Source organism: Pseudomonas sp. AGC41 (genome assembly GCF_057334555.1).
Genome location: NZ_JBHFJB010000022.1, coordinates 190585 through 206824, shown reverse-complemented (window position 1 = coordinate 206824; position 16240 = coordinate 190585). Strand labels below are relative to the sequence as shown.

Below are 16240 nucleotides of genomic sequence, written 5' to 3'. Positions count from 1 at the left end.
TCATGCTCTGTTGGCCTCAAGCCAACAACCGTTTGACGAACCGCCGGTGAACGTACTCGTCCGTTGCCGCCCGTAGGTCGGCAGGAAATGAGCATATGAGTAGCTCCTCTATCGCCGATAAAGATCGGGCGTATATCCATCCCTATACCAATCTCTCCCAGCACCGTGAAACTGGCCCCTTGATAATCACTAAGGGGGACGGTATTCGCGTCATAGACGACAAAGGCAACTCTTATATCGAAGCAATGTCTGGACTATGGAGTGTAGCATTAGGCTTCAGCGAAAAGCGTCTGATAGACGCAGCTGCCAAGCAGTTTGAATTGCTACCGTACTACCATAGTTTTAGTCATAAAACGCACGCCCCGGCGGCGGAGCTTGCTTCTCGGCTGGCTGAGCTGGCACCTGGCGAACTGAATCATGTATTCTTTACTAATTCAGGATCCGAAGCCAACGATACTGCAATAAAAATTCTGTGGTATGTCAACAATGCACTTGGAAAACCTCGGAAAAAGAAACTTGTTTCTCGACACCAGGCTTATCATGGAGCTACTGTTGCGACTGGAAGCCTTACTGGCATTCCATCAATTCATCGAGATTTCGACCTTCCGGCAATCCCCGTTCATCATTTAACCTGTCCGAATTATTATCGATTCGGCAAACTGGGTGAGACGGAAATCGAATTTTCCGCACGTATGGCCGACGAGTTCGAAGCGTATATTCTTTCGGAGGGTGCGGACACTATCGCCGCATTTTTTGCGGAGCCAGTAATTGCCGCTGGGGGCGTAATACCGCCGCCAGAAGGTTATTGGGCAGCTATTCAGAAAATTTGCCGTCAATACGACATTTTTCTTGTGCTTGACGAGATTATCACCGGCTTTGGGCGATTGGGTACTATGTTTGGTGCGGATTATTATGGTATTAGTCCTGATATCATGGTGCTTTCCAAGCAGTTAACTTCCTCGTATCAACCATTGGCCGCTGTTGTTGTTTCTAGCGAAATAAATGATGTCTTGGTGTCTCAAAGCTCTAAGCTAGGCTCATTCGTACATGGGTTGACAACTTCGGGGCATCCGGTTGCTACCGCTGTCGCACTAGAAAACATAAGAATTATTGAAGAGCGAAACCTCGTTTCCCACGTAAAGGACTTGTCGAACCATTTCCATCAACGGCTGCGCTCATACGTTAACCATCCGCTGGTCGGTGACGTACGCGGTGTAGGACTTATGGGTGGTATCGAACTTGTATCCAATAAGGCTACCAAGAAACCATTTGATAATACTGGAACGTTGGGCGCTTTTATCTTCAAACAAGCGCATCAGCACGGTTTAATAATCCGAGCGATCTACGATACGATTGCATTTTGCCCTCCTTTGATAAGCAGCGAGCAGGACGTCGATCTAATCTTTGACGCATTCTCGGAAACTCTAAATGACGCCGCAAATTGGGCTAATGCCCAAGGGCTGACGTAACCCTGAAATTCGATATTGAGAATAAGGGCTGAGTAAACCAAGGCGCTAACTGATCAGCGTAGCGGTACAAGTGCCGCTGCGCTTGATCTAGCGCGACCATCTGCTTTGCTTTGCCCTGTCTTATAACCAGCCATTGTCTGATGGGTGGCTTTCTGTGGCGCGGGTGTAATGATCCAGCGCAGAAGTGAGGTTTCGTTACATAGGGGTATCTTCGTGCTTTCGTGCCAATGCCCTTCGAAGGAGTGGTGTTTAGCTTGATAAGTAGTTTGCTGTTGTAATGCTATTACGCTGTAGTGGTGCTGCTGTGCATTGGACTATGTAGCCTCCTGAGAGAGGTGTTATACATGGATAGAAAATATTGCTCTGCCTATTACAATAAACTCTTTTAAAAAGGTACAAAAAAATGGCTCGGTATTTTGCTCGCTCTATTCGCAATGCGGTTGTGCTTTCAGTAACGTGCAGTGCGGTTATGGTTCATTCCTTCAGCAACGCTGCTGAAGAACAGCTATGGAAAAATGTGCAAAGCGCTGGTGTCCTGAGATGTGGTGCTGCGGTCGCTGCACCCTATGTGATGCGGGATCCTATGACCTCGGAATACAGTGGTTTTTTCTCAGACTTGTGCAGGAATTTCGGTGAGAAAATCTTAAAAGTAAAAGTTGAGTTTGTGGACACAAACTGGGACAACTTGATTGCCGGCCTGCAAAGCAAAAAGTGGGATTTGGCAATGGGCCTCAACGAAACGCCAGAAAGAGCTATGGCCATTGCATTTTCCGCTCCCGCTGCAGATGACCAAACGACATTACTTATCAATAAAGACAATCCGAAGTTTGCTGCAGCGGGCAATAGGATTCAGGATTACGATAAAGAGGGTGTTAATATCGTCGTGATGGCGGGGACGTCCCAAGAAAAGGCCATTAGCGCGGTAGTCAAGAAGGCCACGATCTTGCGATTGCCAGGGCTTGACGAAACAAGGCTCGCGGTCATAACCCGACGGGGGGATATTATCGCGGACTCAAGTGACACTAATCGCATGTTTGCAGCCGCTAACAAAGATTGGGCAAGAGAAATTAAGCTTGATCCACCTTTAGCCAAACAAGGCGTTTCATTCGGGTTGCGGCGAGATGTTTCACCTGCGGATCTTCAAGTTCTGAACATTTTTATTACTCAACTCCGTGAAGCTGGTGAAATTGACAAGGCTATTAATGCAGCCACCGTTGCAGAAGTCTCCTCCAAGTAAAAAATCTCAAATGGCCCTCCTAAATGGCGGGCCATTTTGAGAGTTCAAGCGCGCTGCAACTGAGCGCCGAGAGATCAGCCCAAGAATCTGAGTCAACAATGGAATTTTGATCGCCTTGATTAAAGCAACAGAAGAATGTTCAGTACCTATCACTTACTAAGGCAGTTTGCGCGTAATTACAAAAGTCGGCTTTCGCCGGGGCTAGTGTATTTCTAAGGCTTGTTAGGAAGGGTAGGGAAAGGAGTGTCGATGAAGCTGGGGTCATACTCAGCTATCTGCGTGGCTACGTCGATGCCAGAGAGGCTACGATGTTGAGCCACGCTGTGATGATCACCGCTGAATTAGGTTACGGATATGTGAGCGGTGAGGTTCTGCTGCATGTAGTCCAAAAAGCGGCGTTGGAATAGCATGGTATGTTGATGCGCTGCTGCCTCGGCTGCATCGCCATCGCGGGCCGCGATGGCTTGAATAATATCGTCGTGATCGCGACCTAAGCGATTAGCACTCGCTGAACTTACGATATAGTCAAAATGCAGATGTAGCAAACGCTGCCCTTCGCCCAGCAGACGCTCATAATAGTTGATGAAGTACGGATTACGTCCTGCCCGCGCGATGGCCATGTGGAAAGCTTTGTTGAGCTCGGACATGACTTGAAAGTCTCCGCTAGTGACAGCGTTTAAATAAGCCGCATCCGCCTGGCGGATAGCTTCGAGATCTTCTGGGCGATGCTGAGTGGCTGCCAAACGAGTGACGACTCGCTGCATCAGGTCCAAGGCAGCGACATAGTTGGGGAACTCCTCGATCTCAAAAGGCGTAACCAGCGTCGTGCGATTGGGCAGGATGACTACCAGGCCTTCAGTGATGAGCCGTGCCAGTGCGTCGCGAACAGGGGAGCGAGAAAGGCCGAACTGCGCCGCAAGGGATACTTCATCCAATTGCACGCCTGGCTTGAGCTTGAGAGTTAGAATCTGCTTGCGCAACTCTTCGTAGATGTAGCGGCCGCCATGGCGACGAGGGCCGCCTTCAATTTCATTATCAGTTGCCATCATCAGGTCTCGGTTGGTCTGGCCCCTATCATACAGGACAATACTTTTTTATATCGTAATCGTTACCGACCACGTGTCCATTAGACCGAGACACTAGAGGCGCTTCCTTGGATGCCGTTTCCTGGTGTTTAACCCCCATTCAAAGGAGGTGTAACCCCCAGGTTCCGATGTCAACGAAAGCGCATGTCTTAAATTCCTTTCGATGTAACAGGTCACGGTAATTGGCGTTTTTTTCTTTTGCATAGAAGAACCTAAATTCAAACCTGCCCGGAGAAGGGCCGTGCTCAGATTACTTCTGAGCGCGGCCCATTTAAGGTCACTGCTTTAGACCTTCTCCCCAGGTATCGCTCAGCATGAAGCCCGCGGCTAGTGGGTCATCCGGATCCACTCCCAACTGCTGAAGCCCATACAGCCATGCTCGACCGGTGACCCGTGGCAGCACCGCCGCTCGCCCAGCCACCTCAGTAGTCCCGAGTAACTCGACTTGGAATTGTCCGCCAATGGTCGAGCGCGACACCAAGCTATCACCGGCCTGAACAAGGCCACGTGCAGCCAAAGTAGCGAGATTGGCCGAACTACCCGTACCGCAAGGTGAACGGTCCACTCGGCCTGGGGGCAGGGTGGTACACGTCTGATAGGTGCGCTCATCTATTCGGTTACGAAACATCACGTATGCCACTTCGTTGACAGAAGGCAGCAGCGGATGCTGGATATTCAACTGGCGATTGATTACATCCTTGAGTGCTACACCTGCATCAGCCAACGCCCGAGCGTTTTCTGGGGCGATGCTTATCCCGGTCTGATCCACGTCGATCAGCGCGTAGTAAACACCACCAAAAGCCACATCGACCTTAATTTTACCGAAAGCTTCAGTCTCAATAACCAGATCCAGGTGTTCGACAAATGACGGCAACATGTCGAGTGATACGCTCAGGCAACGACCGTCCACGCACTTGGCCCGGGCGGTGACTAGACCTGCCGGGGTGTCCAGCACCACGGTGGTCTCTGGTTCCTGCATCTGCACCATGCCCAGCTCAAGCAGAGCGGTCACGACGCAGATGCAGTTACTGCCTGACATGGGGTGCGCTTTATCCGCTTGAAGCACGATGAAACCAGCATGAGCTTCGGGGCGGGTGGGCGGTAGTAGCAAATTGACCGACATCTGCAGACAGCCGCGGGGCTCCAAAGTCACCAAGCGACGAAGACTGTCGTCGACCTCGTTGATGTAGTTCATCTTGTCTAGCATGGTGGTGCCTGGAATGCCAAGGACGCCACCGGTTATGACCTTGCCGATCTCGCCTTCGCAGTGCACTTCCGCCAGTTGCAGGGTCTGTTTCCAACGCATGGCGCTACCTCACTTAATGTACCAGCCCCAAGGCTGATCGCTGTTATAGGTGGTGATCTGCTTGGTTTCGAGGTAGTTGTTCAGACCCCATTCACCCAGCTCACGACCGATACCGCTTTGCTTGTAACCGCCCCACGGGGCCTCGGTGAAGGTCGGTTGGGAGCAGTTGATCCAGACAATTCCCGCTCGGAACTGACGCGCCACGCGCTCGCATCGCTTCAGGTCCTTGGACATGACTGCGGCACCTAAGCCAAAGCGCGAGTTATTAGCCGATTTTACAGCTTCTTCTTCGGTATCGAAGGGACGGATACAGACCACAGGGCCGAAGATTTCTTCATTCCAGATCCAGCTGTCTTCCGGTACGTCGGCGAACACAGTCGGCTGCAGATAGAAACCTTTGTCCAGATGTGCCGGGCGCTCACCACCCGATACCAGGCGCGCGCCTTCTTCCAGGCCGCGGGAAATGGCTCGCAGAGTTCCGTCGTATTGATTACGGTTGACCAGTGGGCCGAGCAGAACGCCTTCTTCCATACCGTTGCCAATCTTGATCTTGCTTGCTTCTTCCGCCAGGCGAGCCAGTAAAGGTTCATACGCCGAGCGCTCTACCAACACTCGCGATGTTGCAGAGCAGACTTCGCCTTTGTTCCAGAAAATCCCGAACATGATCCACTCGACGGCTGCTTCGAGATCGCTGTCGGCGAAGATGACGAAAGGCGACTTCCCGCCCAATTCCAGGGTGACGTTCTTGATGTCTTGAGCGGCCGCTTGCATGATGCGGCTGCCTACCGGGACGCTGCCGGTGAAGGCCAGTTTGTCCACACCGGGATGCGCGGTTAGAGCTGCGCCAACCGTAGTGCCTGGGCCAGTGACGATGTTCAACACACCGGCTGGCAAGCCGGCCTCATCGGCAATGCGTGCCAACTCTAGCGCGGTCAGCGATGTCTGCTCGGCAGGCTTGAGGATAATGCAGCAGCCTGCCGCCAAGGCTGGCGCGATTTTCCACGAGGCCATCAGCATCGGGTAGTTCCAAGGCACGATGGCCCCAGCTACTCCGATTGGCTCCTTGCGTGCTAGCGAGCTGAAGCGATCGTCGGACAGCGTTACTGGTTTCTCGCGCTTTGCATCCAGCTCCTCGGCCATATTGGCGTAGAAATCGAAGCAACCAGCAGTGTCGCCGATGTCCCACATTGCCTCCGGGAATGGCTTGCCGTTATCGCGTACTTCAATGGTCGCCAACTCTTCTTGACGTGCCCGAATGCCGTCTGCGATCTTGCGCAGGTAGGCGCCACGCTCGGCACCGCTGAGACGCGACCAAGGACCTTCATCGAAGGCTGCGCGTGCTGCTTTGACAGCCAGATCGACATCTTCGGCGCAACCGGATGCAACGTTGGCGATCAGGCTTTCGTCACTGGGGTCGAAGGATTGAAACGAACCACCATTGACTGGGGTGACCCATTGGCCGTTGATATAAAACTGGTCGTAGCGGTTCATGCGTTTCCTCCAAGGACGGCAAAGCGTCGGGCACTGAATGCAGAGAGATTCTGAGTAGGGGTGCGTTGAGCAGCGAGGTCACTTACCAAGCGGCCGGTTGTGGCGCCAAGGGTGAGACCAAGTTGGCCATGACCGAATGCCAGGATGGCGTTCTTCAGTCGTGGTGAGCGGTCGATTACAGGTTTGGTGTCTGGCAGAAACGGGCGATAACCGACCCCAAATTCCATGCCCTGGGTATTCAGTTGCGGCAACACGCGGCGGGCCTTTTCCATGATGATTTCGGCCCGTTTGAAATTCGGTTCGGAATTGGGCGCGGCGAACTCGATGGTGCCGCCAATCTGTAGACCACGGGTCATCGGTGCGAAGCAAAAGCCACCGTCTGCATAGATCACTGAGTGGCGGATCTCTACGCCAGGCTGCGGGAGTACCGCTTGGTAACCGGCAATGCCGGCGAGCGGGATGTTCACGCCGAGCGTGTCGAAGAAGGATCTGGCGCCGGTGCCAGCTGCGACTACCAGCACACTGGCGGGTATCCGGCTGCCATCGTCCAGCGTCACGCCAGTAGCTTGATCGTGGTTCTCATTGATCTTCACCACCAGCTGGCGCAGACGTACACCACCTTGGGCAATAAAGCTTTCAGTTAGAGCGGCGATGAAACCTTCGGTGTCATTCACCGCACGCCAGTCAGGGAACATCAGGCCATGCTGGAATTTTCCGGCTAAGGCCGGCTCCAGATCGCCAATTGCTGCACCGTCCAACTCTTCGGAGCGGAAACCGAGTTGCTTGCGTAACTCCAGATGCGGCCGCTCGTGGGCCAGTCCTGCAGAGGAGTCGAACACCTCCAGGACTGGCCGATCGCCGAGCAAGGTTTTGTCCGGGCAGGCGTCGAGGAGTGGAGCATAGTCTTCATACACATGCTGGGTCAGGCGGGCCATATCCTTCGCGATCTCATTGATCTTCGAAGGGCGTGCACAGGCGAGGAAGCGCATGAACCAAGGCAGGATCCCCGGCAGCGCGCTAGGGCGCAGGGCCAAGGGGCCTTTCTGATCGAGCAACCAGCCTGGGATCTTCATTAAGATGCCGGGCTTGGAGAGAGGGATTACTTCGCTTACTGCCATCTGGCCGCAGCTCCACTTGGCGGTACTGTCACCGGGGGCGGCTGGGTCGATGAGGGTGACCCGGTGGCCGTCGCGCTGCAGGTACAGCGCGCAGCAAACGCCGACGATACCGCCGCCGATGACTACAGCCTGTTGCGATGACGCTTGCGGGTTGTTCATGGATGCAATGCTCAATAAATAGGTCGGCGGGATTAGGAGCAGGTGTGGGAGGGCAGAGTCATAGCGTCGTGCCTCCCACTACAAGGTACTCCGAAGAGCTACCGAGTTAGGCCTGCGAAGATTCAAATACCTTACGGAATTCGGTCTTCTCTTCAACGGTCAGAGGCAGCAGTGGTGCACGAGCGTTGCCGACCTTGAAGCCGGCCAGCTCAGCGCCGTACTTGACCTTTTGCACGAACTTGCCGCTTTCCAGGTTAGCCATGGCCGGGAACAAGCTGCGCATAATCTGCTGGGCGCCGCGGATGTCGCCGCTGGTGAAGGCTTTGTGGAAGGCTACGACCTTCTCCGGGAAGATGTTGGCTGGACCGCAGATCCAGCTATCGGCGCCCCACAGGTAGAAGTCCAGAGCTTGGTCGTCGGAGCCGCAGGAAAGCTGGATGCCTTTGTATTTCTCGGCGATTTCGATGGCTCGCAACAGGTTGCCGCTGCTTTCCTTGATGCCGATGACGCGTGGGTGCTCATGGAGCGCGGCGATCACATCCATGCCCACTTCGACGTTAGTGCGAATTGGGTAGTTGTAGAGCACCACGTTGATCTCGGGGAATGCTTCGAGAATAGTGTTGTAGTGGGCCAGCAGCTCTTCCTGAGACGGCAGGGCGTAATAAGGTGGGGCGATCAACAGGTTGGTGTAGCCTGCGTCGACGGTTTGCTTGATCTGTTCCAACACTTCACGGGTGCAAGAGCCGTTGGCGCCTGCAATCAGGGTGCCGCGATCGCCGACTACTTCTTTGACGGTAGCCAGGACCTGACGGCGCTCATCGTTAGCCAATGCGTAGTATTCACCGGTCGAACCCAGTGGTACGAAACCGCTGACGCCAGCGGCCAGTTGATGTTCCAGGATCGAGGCAAGGGTGTCGTGATCGACTTTGCCAGCGGCGTCAAATGGGGTGACGAGGGCAGGCAGAATACCGTTCAGTTTCATGATGAGTCTCCGGGGTGGTTTGAGATCAGTTAAGTCAGTAGGCGTAGCGGCGCAGTAGGCGCCCTTCGACCACACCGACCAATCGTGTCAGCGGGAAGGCTACGAGGAAGTAGATGACCGCTACCGCCGAGAGGAACTCGACAGGGCGGGCGGTGCTGTTGGAAATGTTTTGGCCCACGAACATTAGGTCCGCGACTCCGACCGAGGAGATCAGTGCGCTCTCTTTGAACAAACTGACTACGTTAGAAAGCAGCGGTGGCACTGCGCGCAGCAGGGCTTGGGGGAAGATCACATAGAGCACCTTGACCTTAGAGGTCAGACCCAAAGCGGTGCAGGCGTCATGTTGCTCGCTGGCGATGGATTTGAGCGCGCCGCGGAAGGTCTCGCTAGTGATCGCACCCATGTAAAGGGTCAGTGCGATCAGCACCGAGGCATACGGCGGGATGTCCAGTCCAAACACCACTGGGAAGCAAAAGAACACCCAGAACAGTTGGATCAGCAGTGGAGTGCCGCGAAAGAACTCCACGTACAAGGTCAGCGGCAGGCGCACCAATGGGGTTTTGACTTGACGCAACATGCTGATTACAAAACCGAGCAGGCTGCCCAGCAGGGCGCAGACACACGTGAACGCGAGAGTCAGGGCCAAGCCTTTAAGCAATACCGGCCAGTAGTTCAGAACAACTGAGAAATCGAGTGGCATGACTATCTCCTCACCGCTGGCCGGCCATTTCCTGGCGCCGTTCGAACCACTGCACCAACTGCCCGATCGGCAGGGACATGGCGAAGTAGATCAGGGCGATCAGGGTGTAAGTTTCCAAGGGGCGGTAAGCCTCAGTGGCCAAGCTCTTGCCCACGTACATCAGGTCGGCGACGGCGACAATTGCCACCAGTGCGCTCTGCTGCAGAGTGCCAATACCGTTGGTAATCAATACTGGAAGGGCAGTTCGTACGGCCTGCGGCAAGATCACGTACAAAGTCCGTTGCCATGACCTCAGACCTAGAGCCTCACAAGCGTCCAAGTGTTCGCGGGGCACTGCTTGAACACCTGCGCGATAAGCTTCAGCGTTGAACGCGGTGAGGTTTAGACCCAGTGCCAAGAAGCCCATGGCAATTGGGTCGATGAACACGTCGAACAGCATCGGCACGCAGTAGAAGAACCAGACGATCTGCAACAGCGCCGGGGTGCAGCGGAAGAACTCGATGAACAGCTGCGCTGGCCAGCGAATGAAGAACCAACGGTTCAAGGTCATAAGGCACAACAGGAAGCCGAGCACCAGACCGATAAGGTTGGACACTAGGGCCAATTGAAGTGTGACCTTGAGCCCGTCTAACAAGGCCGGAAAGCTGCCGCTTAGAAAGTGAAAATCAAATTGGTAGTTCATTGTCTAGCCCTCAATCCAGGTGCAGGACCTTTTCCAGGAACTCGCGGGTACGCGGTTCGCGTGGGCTGGTGAAGAGCTGATCGGGGTGGCCTTGTTCGACCACTTTGCCGTTGGCACAGAACACCACTCGGGTGGCGATGTGGCGGGCGAAGTGCATGTCATGGGTGACGATGATCATCGCCATCTTTTGCTCTGCCAGCTTCAACATCACGTTCTGCACTTCGATGACCATCTCAGGGTCGAGGGCCGAGGTGACTTCATCAAACAACATCAGTCGCGGTTCCAGCATCAAGGCGCGGGCAATTGCAACGCGTTGCTTCTGTCCCCCTGATAGTTGGCTTGGATAGGCGTGCAGTTTGCTTTCCAGACCAAGTCGTGCCAGATAGGCGCGGGCCTTTTCGGTTGCCTCAGCTTTACTCAGCCCATGCACTTTGACCGGGGCGAGGATCAGGTTGCCCAGCACTGAAAGGTGCGGGAACAAGGTGTAATGCTGGAACACCATGCCGATTTGTTTGTGCAGGGTTTCGTCCAGCGGTTTACCCTGTTTGCGGCTTCCGTCGATGTAGGGTTTGCCCTGAAAGTGGATCGTTCCACCCTGAATGCTCTCCAGTCCCATCAGGACCCGCAGCAGCGAGCTTTTTCCGCTGCCGGACGGGCCGATGATCACTAGGCGGTCGTCGGCGCGCATGTCCAGGTTCATCTGGTCCATTACCACCAGTTGCTCACCATAGGACTTTCGCACGTCGCGCAGCTGGATGAAATCCCCGCTGTCAGCGGAATTCGGGGTAAGCGAAGCCTGTGACTGGGCTGCTACCAAATAAGGAGTATTCATGACAATCGTCTCCGCAAGGGCTCTCTGAGTAGGAGCCCCTGCATGTCAGCGGGAGTTACCGGGCTTTGTTGCCCGCAATGATCTGGGCGGAAGCTTTATCCACCAACTTGTCGATCTCACCCGCCTCACGGCGCTGAGTCAGGTACGCATCCAGTTGTGCGAGATCTTCAAAGGGTATTTCGCGCGCAAGGGCAAAGGACACACCTTGTTTGGCAAGCGCTGGGACCGGTAATACTTCCTTGGTCCATTCGTTGGCCAGTGCGAACAAGTGGTTGGTGTCGTTGGCGTCAGCGAGCACATCAGCTCGACGCGACATTAAGGCCATACGGGTTTCATCGGAGCCGGGCAAGCGCATGAGGGTTGCGTTCTTGATGGCGCCCGAAACAGCTTTGTCGGCAGCCGTGCCGGAGATCACGGCGATGGTCACGCCAGGCTTGTCATAGTCGGCGAGGTTGCTGCCGGCCCCATTGAATTTCGGGTTCTTCTGATTAGTCAGCAAAGAAATCTGATAGTCGGTAGCCGGCACCGAAAATGCTACGGCCTTGGCTCTCTCCGGCGTCTGGTTCAACGCCATGGCCATATCCCATTTCCCGCTCTGCAGGCCCGCTACCTGGTTATCCCAGCTGGTGTCGATGAACTGTGCCTTAACCTTGAGTACGTTTTCAGCGAAGTCGCGGCACAGATCAACGAAGAAACCACTGTAGTGCCCAGTTGATGGGTCGCGCATCACGTAGGGTGCGGCAACTGCCGCGCCGCAGCGTAATACGCCGGCTTGCTGAACGTTTTGCCAGGTTTGAGTTTCCGCTTGAGCGCAGGGCTGCATGAAAAGGGCTATAGCTGCCGCGAGGCCGGCGACACCACTACAGGCGTTGCGGGAAAGTAAACGAGCCATTTTGAATCTCTCCGTAATTTGTTGTTGTAGGCAGAAGAGCAAGCAAAGAAGAACAATGATGTTTTTAGGAGTGCCGCCTTGTGTGCAGCAATGTATTCAGGCTATTGCCAGCCTGGCAGTTCTGTCAACACTGCATACAGTTTTTTTTACGAACGGATGTCCGCCCACCCTCCTGTGTGATCAACAGCACATTCAGAGGGCGGAGCAGGGTGGAGGTCAGGAGAGTAGGCGCGCGAAGCAGAGGGGAGGAGGGATCTAGGCTGCGGTGTTGTTGATGTGTAGTTCGTTGAGAAAGCGTTCAAGGATCAGGTTCTGTCGGCGCCCTTTGCGGGTAGCGATAGCCAGCTTTGAGTCAAAATACAATCTGGCAGGATCAAGCGCTGCCATAAGCCCTTTCTCCACCCAAGTTGCGGCGTAGTGATCGGGAAGGAATCCTATGTAGCTTCCCGTCAGGATCAAGAATGCGATGCCCTCTCTGTCGGTCGCGGACGCTGCTACGTTCAGCAGTTGGTGTAGGCCGATGGCTTCCGCAGTCATCCTGTAGGTGGGCACGACGGCGTCAGCAAGCATAAGGTCTTTATCACTCACCTGTTCTGCACTGGAGAACAGGGGGTGTTCATGACTGCAATACAGATTTGATCGTTCCTCGTAGAGCAGACTGTAGTCCAGGCCTGATAGCGGCGTGATCAGTGGTACTGCCCCTACGTGCAGCCGACCGTCCAGTAGTCCGCGCTCGATTTCGCCAGGAGTGCTCATGCTGAGGTTGATGCGGACCCCGGTGCCTTCGGCTCGTACTGCTTTGAGAGCGTGGGTGATGCGCATTTTCGGTTGCGTCACCAAATTGTTGACGATGGCGACGTTGAGGTCTCCGCGTAGGTTCTGGTGCATCTGGTTGACCTCGCTGCGAAACCCCTCAATGGCCGCTAGAACGGTCTCACTTGCTCGCAAGACCTCTCGGCCTTCATCCGTCAGCGCGAATCCGGCGCGCCCGCGCTGGCACAAACGCATGCCAAGGCGTTTCTCCAGATCCCCCATGTGCAGGCTGATGGCGGATCGAGTGATCCCTAGAGCACTTTCTGCCGCAGAGAAGCTCCCGCATTCGGTGACGGTCTTGAACACGCGTAACAACCTCAGATCGAAATCACTGACTTGATGGAGGGGGACTTTTTTCGTCATTGGTGAGTTTTCCGATAACTGAATACGAGAAAATATAGATTTATCGTATATGACCTTCCAGCACAAGCTACGCGACATCCACCCTCCCAGGATCAGCGTCATGAACCAGGCCTTGCAAACAAAAGCCTCTTTGGCCAGTGGCCTCAAATTGGACTCCCACTGGATGCCGTTTTCATCGAACCGCAATTTCCAGAAAGATCCACGGTTCATTGTCGCAGCCCAAGGCAATCGCTTGATGGATGAGCACGGCCGCGAAGTTTTCGACGGCCTTTCCGGTCTGTGGACCTGCGGCGCCGGCCATTCGCGCAAGGAAATCGCCGATGCCGTGGCCAAGCAATTGGTCACCCTGGACTATGCACCAGCCTTCCAATATGGCCACCCGCTGTCCTTCAAGTTGTCGGAAAAGATTGCCAGCCTGACCCCCGGCAATCTCAATCATGTGTTCTTCACAGGCTCCGGTTCTGAAAGCGCAGACACCTCCATCAAGATGGCGCGTGCCTACTGGCGCCTGAAAGGACAACCGCAGAAAACCAAGCTGATCGGTCGGGCCCGCGGCTACCACGGCGTGAACGTCGCGGGCACCGCATTGGGAGGGATCGGCGGCAATCGCAAGATGTTCGGGCAACTGATGGACGTCGACCACCTGCCGCACACCTTGCAGCCAGAACTTGCCTTTACCAAAGGCGCTGCCGAGACCGGCGGGGTGGCACTGGCCGACGAGCTATTGAAACTCATCGAACTGCACGACGCCTCGAATATCGCCGCGGTCATTATTGAGCCGATGTCCGGCTCGGCTGGTGTCATCGTTCCACCGCAAGGCTATTTGCAACGCCTGCGTGAAATCTGCGACCAGCACCACATTCTGCTGATCTTCGATGAAGTCATTACCGCTTTTGGGCGCATGGGCACCATGACCGGTGCCGAATACTTCGGTGTTACACCGGACCTGATGAACGTAGCCAAACAGATTACAAACGGTGCCATTCCGATGGGGGCCGTGATTGCCACGAGCGAGATCTATAACACCTTCATGTACCAGGCGTCTCCTGAGCATGCTGTCGAGTTCACTCATGGTTATACCTATTCCGCCCATCCGGTGGCTTGCGCCGCCGCTCTAGCGACATTGGAACTGCTGGATAAGGAGAACCTGATCCAGCAGTCTGCGGACCTGGCACCACATCTTGAGAAGGCCATTCACGGCCTCAAGGGCGCGAAGCATATCGTCGATATCCGCAATTGCGGGCTCGCTGGTGCGTTGCAGATCGCTCCGCGTGACGGGGATCCGATTATCCGCCCTTTCGAAGCGGGTATGGCGCTCTGGAAAGCAGGTTTCTACGTCCGTTTCGGCGGTGACACCCTCCAGTTCGGGCCCACGTTTAATACCAAACCCCAGGAACTGGATCGGATGTTCGATGCAGTCGGCGAAGCCTTGCAAGGAATCAACTGATCAGCATTCCCCCGTGCGACGGGGGCAGCTCCTTCATTCAATAGATAGACAGCTTGTAACCAAGCTAGAGGAAAGAAAATGGTAACTATTAAGCATTGGATCAATGGTGAGCACTTCGCTGACGATGGCCGCACCGCTGACGTATTTAACCCAGCTACTGGCCAAGTGACCAATAAGTTGGGCTTGGCGAACCGCGCCACTGTTCAAAAAGCCATCGACGCAGCTAAAGCCGCGTTCCCAGCATGGCGCAACACTCCGCCAGCAAAGCGCGCGCAGGTGATGTTCCGCTTCAAGCAGTTGCTCGAAGCGAATGAGCAGCGCATCGCCCAGTTGATCAGCGAAGAGCATGGCAAGACCATCGAGGACGCCGTGGGTGAACTCAAGCGTGGTATCGAAAACGTTGAGTTTGCCTCTGCTGCTCCAGAGATTCTCAAGGGTGAATACAGCCGCAACGTCGGCCCGAATATCGATGCCTGGAGTGATCTTCAGCCGATTGGCGTCGTGGCCGGCATCACCCCTTTCAACTTCCCCGCGATGGTGCCGCTGTGGATGTATCCACTGGCCATTGCCTGCGGTAACTGCTTCATCCTCAAACCGTCCGAGCGCGACCCTAGCTCCACGTTGCTGATTGCTGAATTGCTGTACGAAGCTGGCCTGCCCAAAGGCGTGCTGAATGTCGTGCACGGCGACAAGGAGGCAGTGGATGCATTGATCGAGGCGCCTGAGGTCAAGGCACTGAGCTTCGTCGGTTCTACGCCGATCGCCGAGTACATCTATGCCGAAGGCACTAAGCGTGGGAAGCGCGTTCAGGCTCTCGGCGGCGCGAAAAACCACGCCGTGCTGATGCCAGATGCTGATCTGGACAATGCTGTTAGCGCACTGATGGGGGCCGCCTACGGCTCGTGCGGCGAGCGTTGCATGGCGATTTCCGTCGCCGTCTGTGTAGGTGATCAGGTTGCCGATGCGCTGATCTCGAAACTGGAACCGCAAATCAGGGCGCTGAAGATCGGTGCCGGTACCACCTGCGGCCTAGACATGGGTCCGTTAGTGACCGCCGCGGCACGCGACAAGGTGTTGGGTTACATCGATGACGGCGTGGCTGCTGGTGCCACGGTGGTGGTTGATGGCCGTGGCTTCAAAGTCGCGGGTAACGAAGATGGCTACTTTGTCGGCGGTACCTTGTTCGACCGCGTCACCCCAGAGATGCGCATCTACAAGGAAGAGATTTTTGGCCCGGTCCTGTGCGTTGTCCGCGTCAACAGCCTGGAAGAAGCGATCCAACTGATCAACGACCATGAGTATGGCAACGGCACCTGCATCTTCACCCGTGATGGCGAGTCGGCGCGTCTGTTCTGTGACGAGATCGAGGTGGGCATGGTCGGTGTCAACGTGCCGCTACCGGTACCAGTGAGCTACCACAGCTTCGGCGGCTGGAAGCGTTCTCTGTTCGGTGATCTGCACGCCTACGGTCCTGACGGTGTGCGTTTCTACACTCGTAAGAAAGCCATCACTCAGCGCTGGCCGCAACGCAAAAGCCACGAAGCTGCGCAGTTTGCTTTCCCTAGCAATAGCTAAGGCGGGCACCTTGTTCGAATGTCTGCGTCATCAACTGTTCTGACGGAAAGCTGAGATGGCGCAGACGTTCGTACTCAAGAGCTTTTGGC

The 16240-nt window shown here is 55.1% G+C and carries 14 protein-coding genes; 4 read left to right on the top strand and 10 right to left on the bottom strand.

What is annotated here, in order from left to right:
* Positions 1 to 95: 95 nt before the first annotated feature.
* Entirely contained in the window at positions 96 to 1469 is a 1374-nt protein-coding gene (locus ACE04F_RS03755) for an aspartate aminotransferase family protein (protein WP_434694780.1), read from the top strand.
* 403 nt (positions 1470 to 1872) lie between these two features.
* Positions 1873 to 2706: a substrate-binding periplasmic protein gene (locus ACE04F_RS03750; protein WP_434694779.1), complete on the top strand. Its 834-nt coding sequence runs from the start codon at positions 1873 to 1875 to the stop codon at positions 2704 to 2706.
* A gap of 341 nt (positions 2707 to 3047) precedes the next feature.
* On the opposite strand, the gene ACE04F_RS03745 is transcribed toward ACE04F_RS03750, so the two are convergent.
* The 10 genes from ACE04F_RS03745 to ACE04F_RS03700 form a co-directional block, all read right to left on the bottom strand.
* Positions 3048 to 3755, bottom strand: coding sequence for a GntR family transcriptional regulator (locus tag ACE04F_RS03745; RefSeq protein ID WP_434694778.1), 708 nt, complete (start codon positions 3753 to 3755; stop codon positions 3048 to 3050).
* 313 nt (positions 3756 to 4068) lie between these two features.
* Positions 4069 to 5097 carry a proline racemase family protein gene (locus ACE04F_RS03740; protein ID WP_486104928.1) on the bottom strand — a complete coding sequence of 343 codons (1029 nt, stop codon included), beginning with the start codon at positions 5095 to 5097 and terminating at the stop codon, positions 4069 to 4071.
* Positions 5098 to 5106: 9 nt separating this feature from the next.
* On the bottom strand, positions 5107 to 6588 hold the full coding sequence (locus tag ACE04F_RS03735) for an aldehyde dehydrogenase family protein (RefSeq protein ID WP_434694776.1): 1482 nt from the start codon (positions 6586 to 6588) through the stop codon (positions 5107 to 5109).
* Positions 6585 to 7865, bottom strand: a complete 1281-nt coding sequence (locus ACE04F_RS03730) for an NAD(P)/FAD-dependent oxidoreductase (protein ID WP_434694775.1) — start codon at positions 7863 to 7865, stop codon at positions 6585 to 6587. Before ACE04F_RS03730 ends, ACE04F_RS03735 begins: the two co-directional genes overlap by 4 nt.
* Positions 7866 to 7971: 106 nt before the next feature.
* Positions 7972 to 8847 carry a 4-hydroxy-tetrahydrodipicolinate synthase gene (dapA, locus tag ACE04F_RS03725; protein ID WP_434694774.1) on the bottom strand — a complete coding sequence of 292 codons (876 nt, stop codon included), beginning with the start codon at positions 8845 to 8847 and terminating at the stop codon, positions 7972 to 7974.
* Between the two features lie 34 nt (positions 8848 to 8881).
* Positions 8882 to 9547: an amino acid ABC transporter permease gene (locus tag ACE04F_RS03720; RefSeq protein ID WP_434694773.1), complete on the bottom strand. Its 666-nt coding sequence runs from the start codon at positions 9545 to 9547 to the stop codon at positions 8882 to 8884.
* A gap of 10 nt (positions 9548 to 9557) precedes the next feature.
* Positions 9558 to 10229, bottom strand: a complete 672-nt coding sequence (locus tag ACE04F_RS03715; protein ID WP_434694772.1) for an amino acid ABC transporter permease — start codon at positions 10227 to 10229, stop codon at positions 9558 to 9560.
* A gap of 10 nt (positions 10230 to 10239) precedes the next feature.
* On the bottom strand, positions 10240 to 11061 hold the full coding sequence (locus tag ACE04F_RS03710; RefSeq protein WP_434694771.1) for an amino acid ABC transporter ATP-binding protein: 822 nt from the start codon (positions 11059 to 11061) through the stop codon (positions 10240 to 10242).
* A 55-nt stretch (positions 11062 to 11116) separates the two neighbouring features.
* Positions 11117 to 11953 (bottom strand): transporter substrate-binding domain-containing protein, encoded by an 837-nt coding sequence (locus ACE04F_RS03705; protein WP_434694770.1) that lies wholly within the window; start codon positions 11951 to 11953, stop codon positions 11117 to 11119.
* A gap of 255 nt (positions 11954 to 12208) precedes the next feature.
* A complete protein-coding gene (locus ACE04F_RS03700; RefSeq protein ID WP_434698001.1) occupies positions 12209 to 13129 on the bottom strand; it encodes a LysR family transcriptional regulator in 921 nt (306 codons plus the stop codon).
* A 100-nt stretch (positions 13130 to 13229) separates the two neighbouring features.
* Between ACE04F_RS03700 and aptA the strand changes: the two genes are divergently transcribed.
* Positions 13230 to 14576: an omega-aminotransferase AptA gene (aptA, locus tag ACE04F_RS03695; protein ID WP_434694769.1), complete on the top strand. Its 1347-nt coding sequence runs from the start codon at positions 13230 to 13232 to the stop codon at positions 14574 to 14576.
* A gap of 78 nt (positions 14577 to 14654) precedes the next feature.
* Positions 14655 to 16151 carry a CoA-acylating methylmalonate-semialdehyde dehydrogenase gene (locus ACE04F_RS03690; RefSeq protein ID WP_434694768.1) on the top strand — a complete coding sequence of 499 codons (1497 nt, stop codon included), beginning with the start codon at positions 14655 to 14657 and terminating at the stop codon, positions 16149 to 16151.
* Positions 16152 to 16240: the final 89 nt, after the last annotated feature.

Excerpts from the sequence above, each read along its gene's own strand:
- ACE04F_RS03690 (WP_434694768.1), top strand. The coding sequence starts at position 14,655 with ATGGTAACTATTAAGCATTGGATCAATGGTGAGCACTTCGCTGACGAT.
- ACE04F_RS03735 (WP_434694776.1), bottom strand. The coding sequence starts at position 6,588 with ATGAACCGCTACGACCAGTTTTATATCAACGGCCAATGGGTCACCCCA.
- ACE04F_RS03715 (WP_434694772.1), bottom strand. The coding sequence starts at position 10,229 with ATGAACTACCAATTTGATTTTCACTTTCTAAGCGGCAGCTTTCCGGCC.
- ACE04F_RS03745 (WP_434694778.1), bottom strand. The coding sequence starts at position 3,755 with ATGATGGCAACTGATAATGAAATTGAAGGCGGCCCTCGTCGCCATGGC.
- ACE04F_RS03740 (WP_486104928.1), bottom strand. The coding sequence starts at position 5,097 with ATGCGTTGGAAACAGACCCTGCAACTGGCGGAAGTGCACTGCGAAGGC.
- aptA (WP_434694769.1), top strand. The coding sequence starts at position 13,230 with ATGAACCAGGCCTTGCAAACAAAAGCCTCTTTGGCCAGTGGCCTCAAA.
- dapA (WP_434694774.1), bottom strand. The coding sequence starts at position 8,847 with ATGAAACTGAACGGTATTCTGCCTGCCCTCGTCACCCCATTTGACGCC.
- ACE04F_RS03700 (WP_434698001.1), bottom strand. The coding sequence starts at position 13,129 with ATGACGAAAAAAGTCCCCCTCCATCAAGTCAGTGATTTCGATCTGAGG.
- ACE04F_RS03750 (WP_434694779.1), top strand. The coding sequence starts at position 1,873 with ATGGCTCGGTATTTTGCTCGCTCTATTCGCAATGCGGTTGTGCTTTCA.
- ACE04F_RS03710 (WP_434694771.1), bottom strand. The coding sequence starts at position 11,061 with ATGAATACTCCTTATTTGGTAGCAGCCCAGTCACAGGCTTCGCTTACC.
- ACE04F_RS03730 (WP_434694775.1), bottom strand. The coding sequence starts at position 7,865 with ATGAACAACCCGCAAGCGTCATCGCAACAGGCTGTAGTCATCGGCGGC.
- ACE04F_RS03720 (WP_434694773.1), bottom strand. The coding sequence starts at position 9,547 with ATGCCACTCGATTTCTCAGTTGTTCTGAACTACTGGCCGGTATTGCTT.
- ACE04F_RS03755 (WP_434694780.1), top strand. The coding sequence starts at position 96 with ATGAGTAGCTCCTCTATCGCCGATAAAGATCGGGCGTATATCCATCCC.
- ACE04F_RS03705 (WP_434694770.1), bottom strand. The coding sequence starts at position 11,953 with ATGGCTCGTTTACTTTCCCGCAACGCCTGTAGTGGTGTCGCCGGCCTC.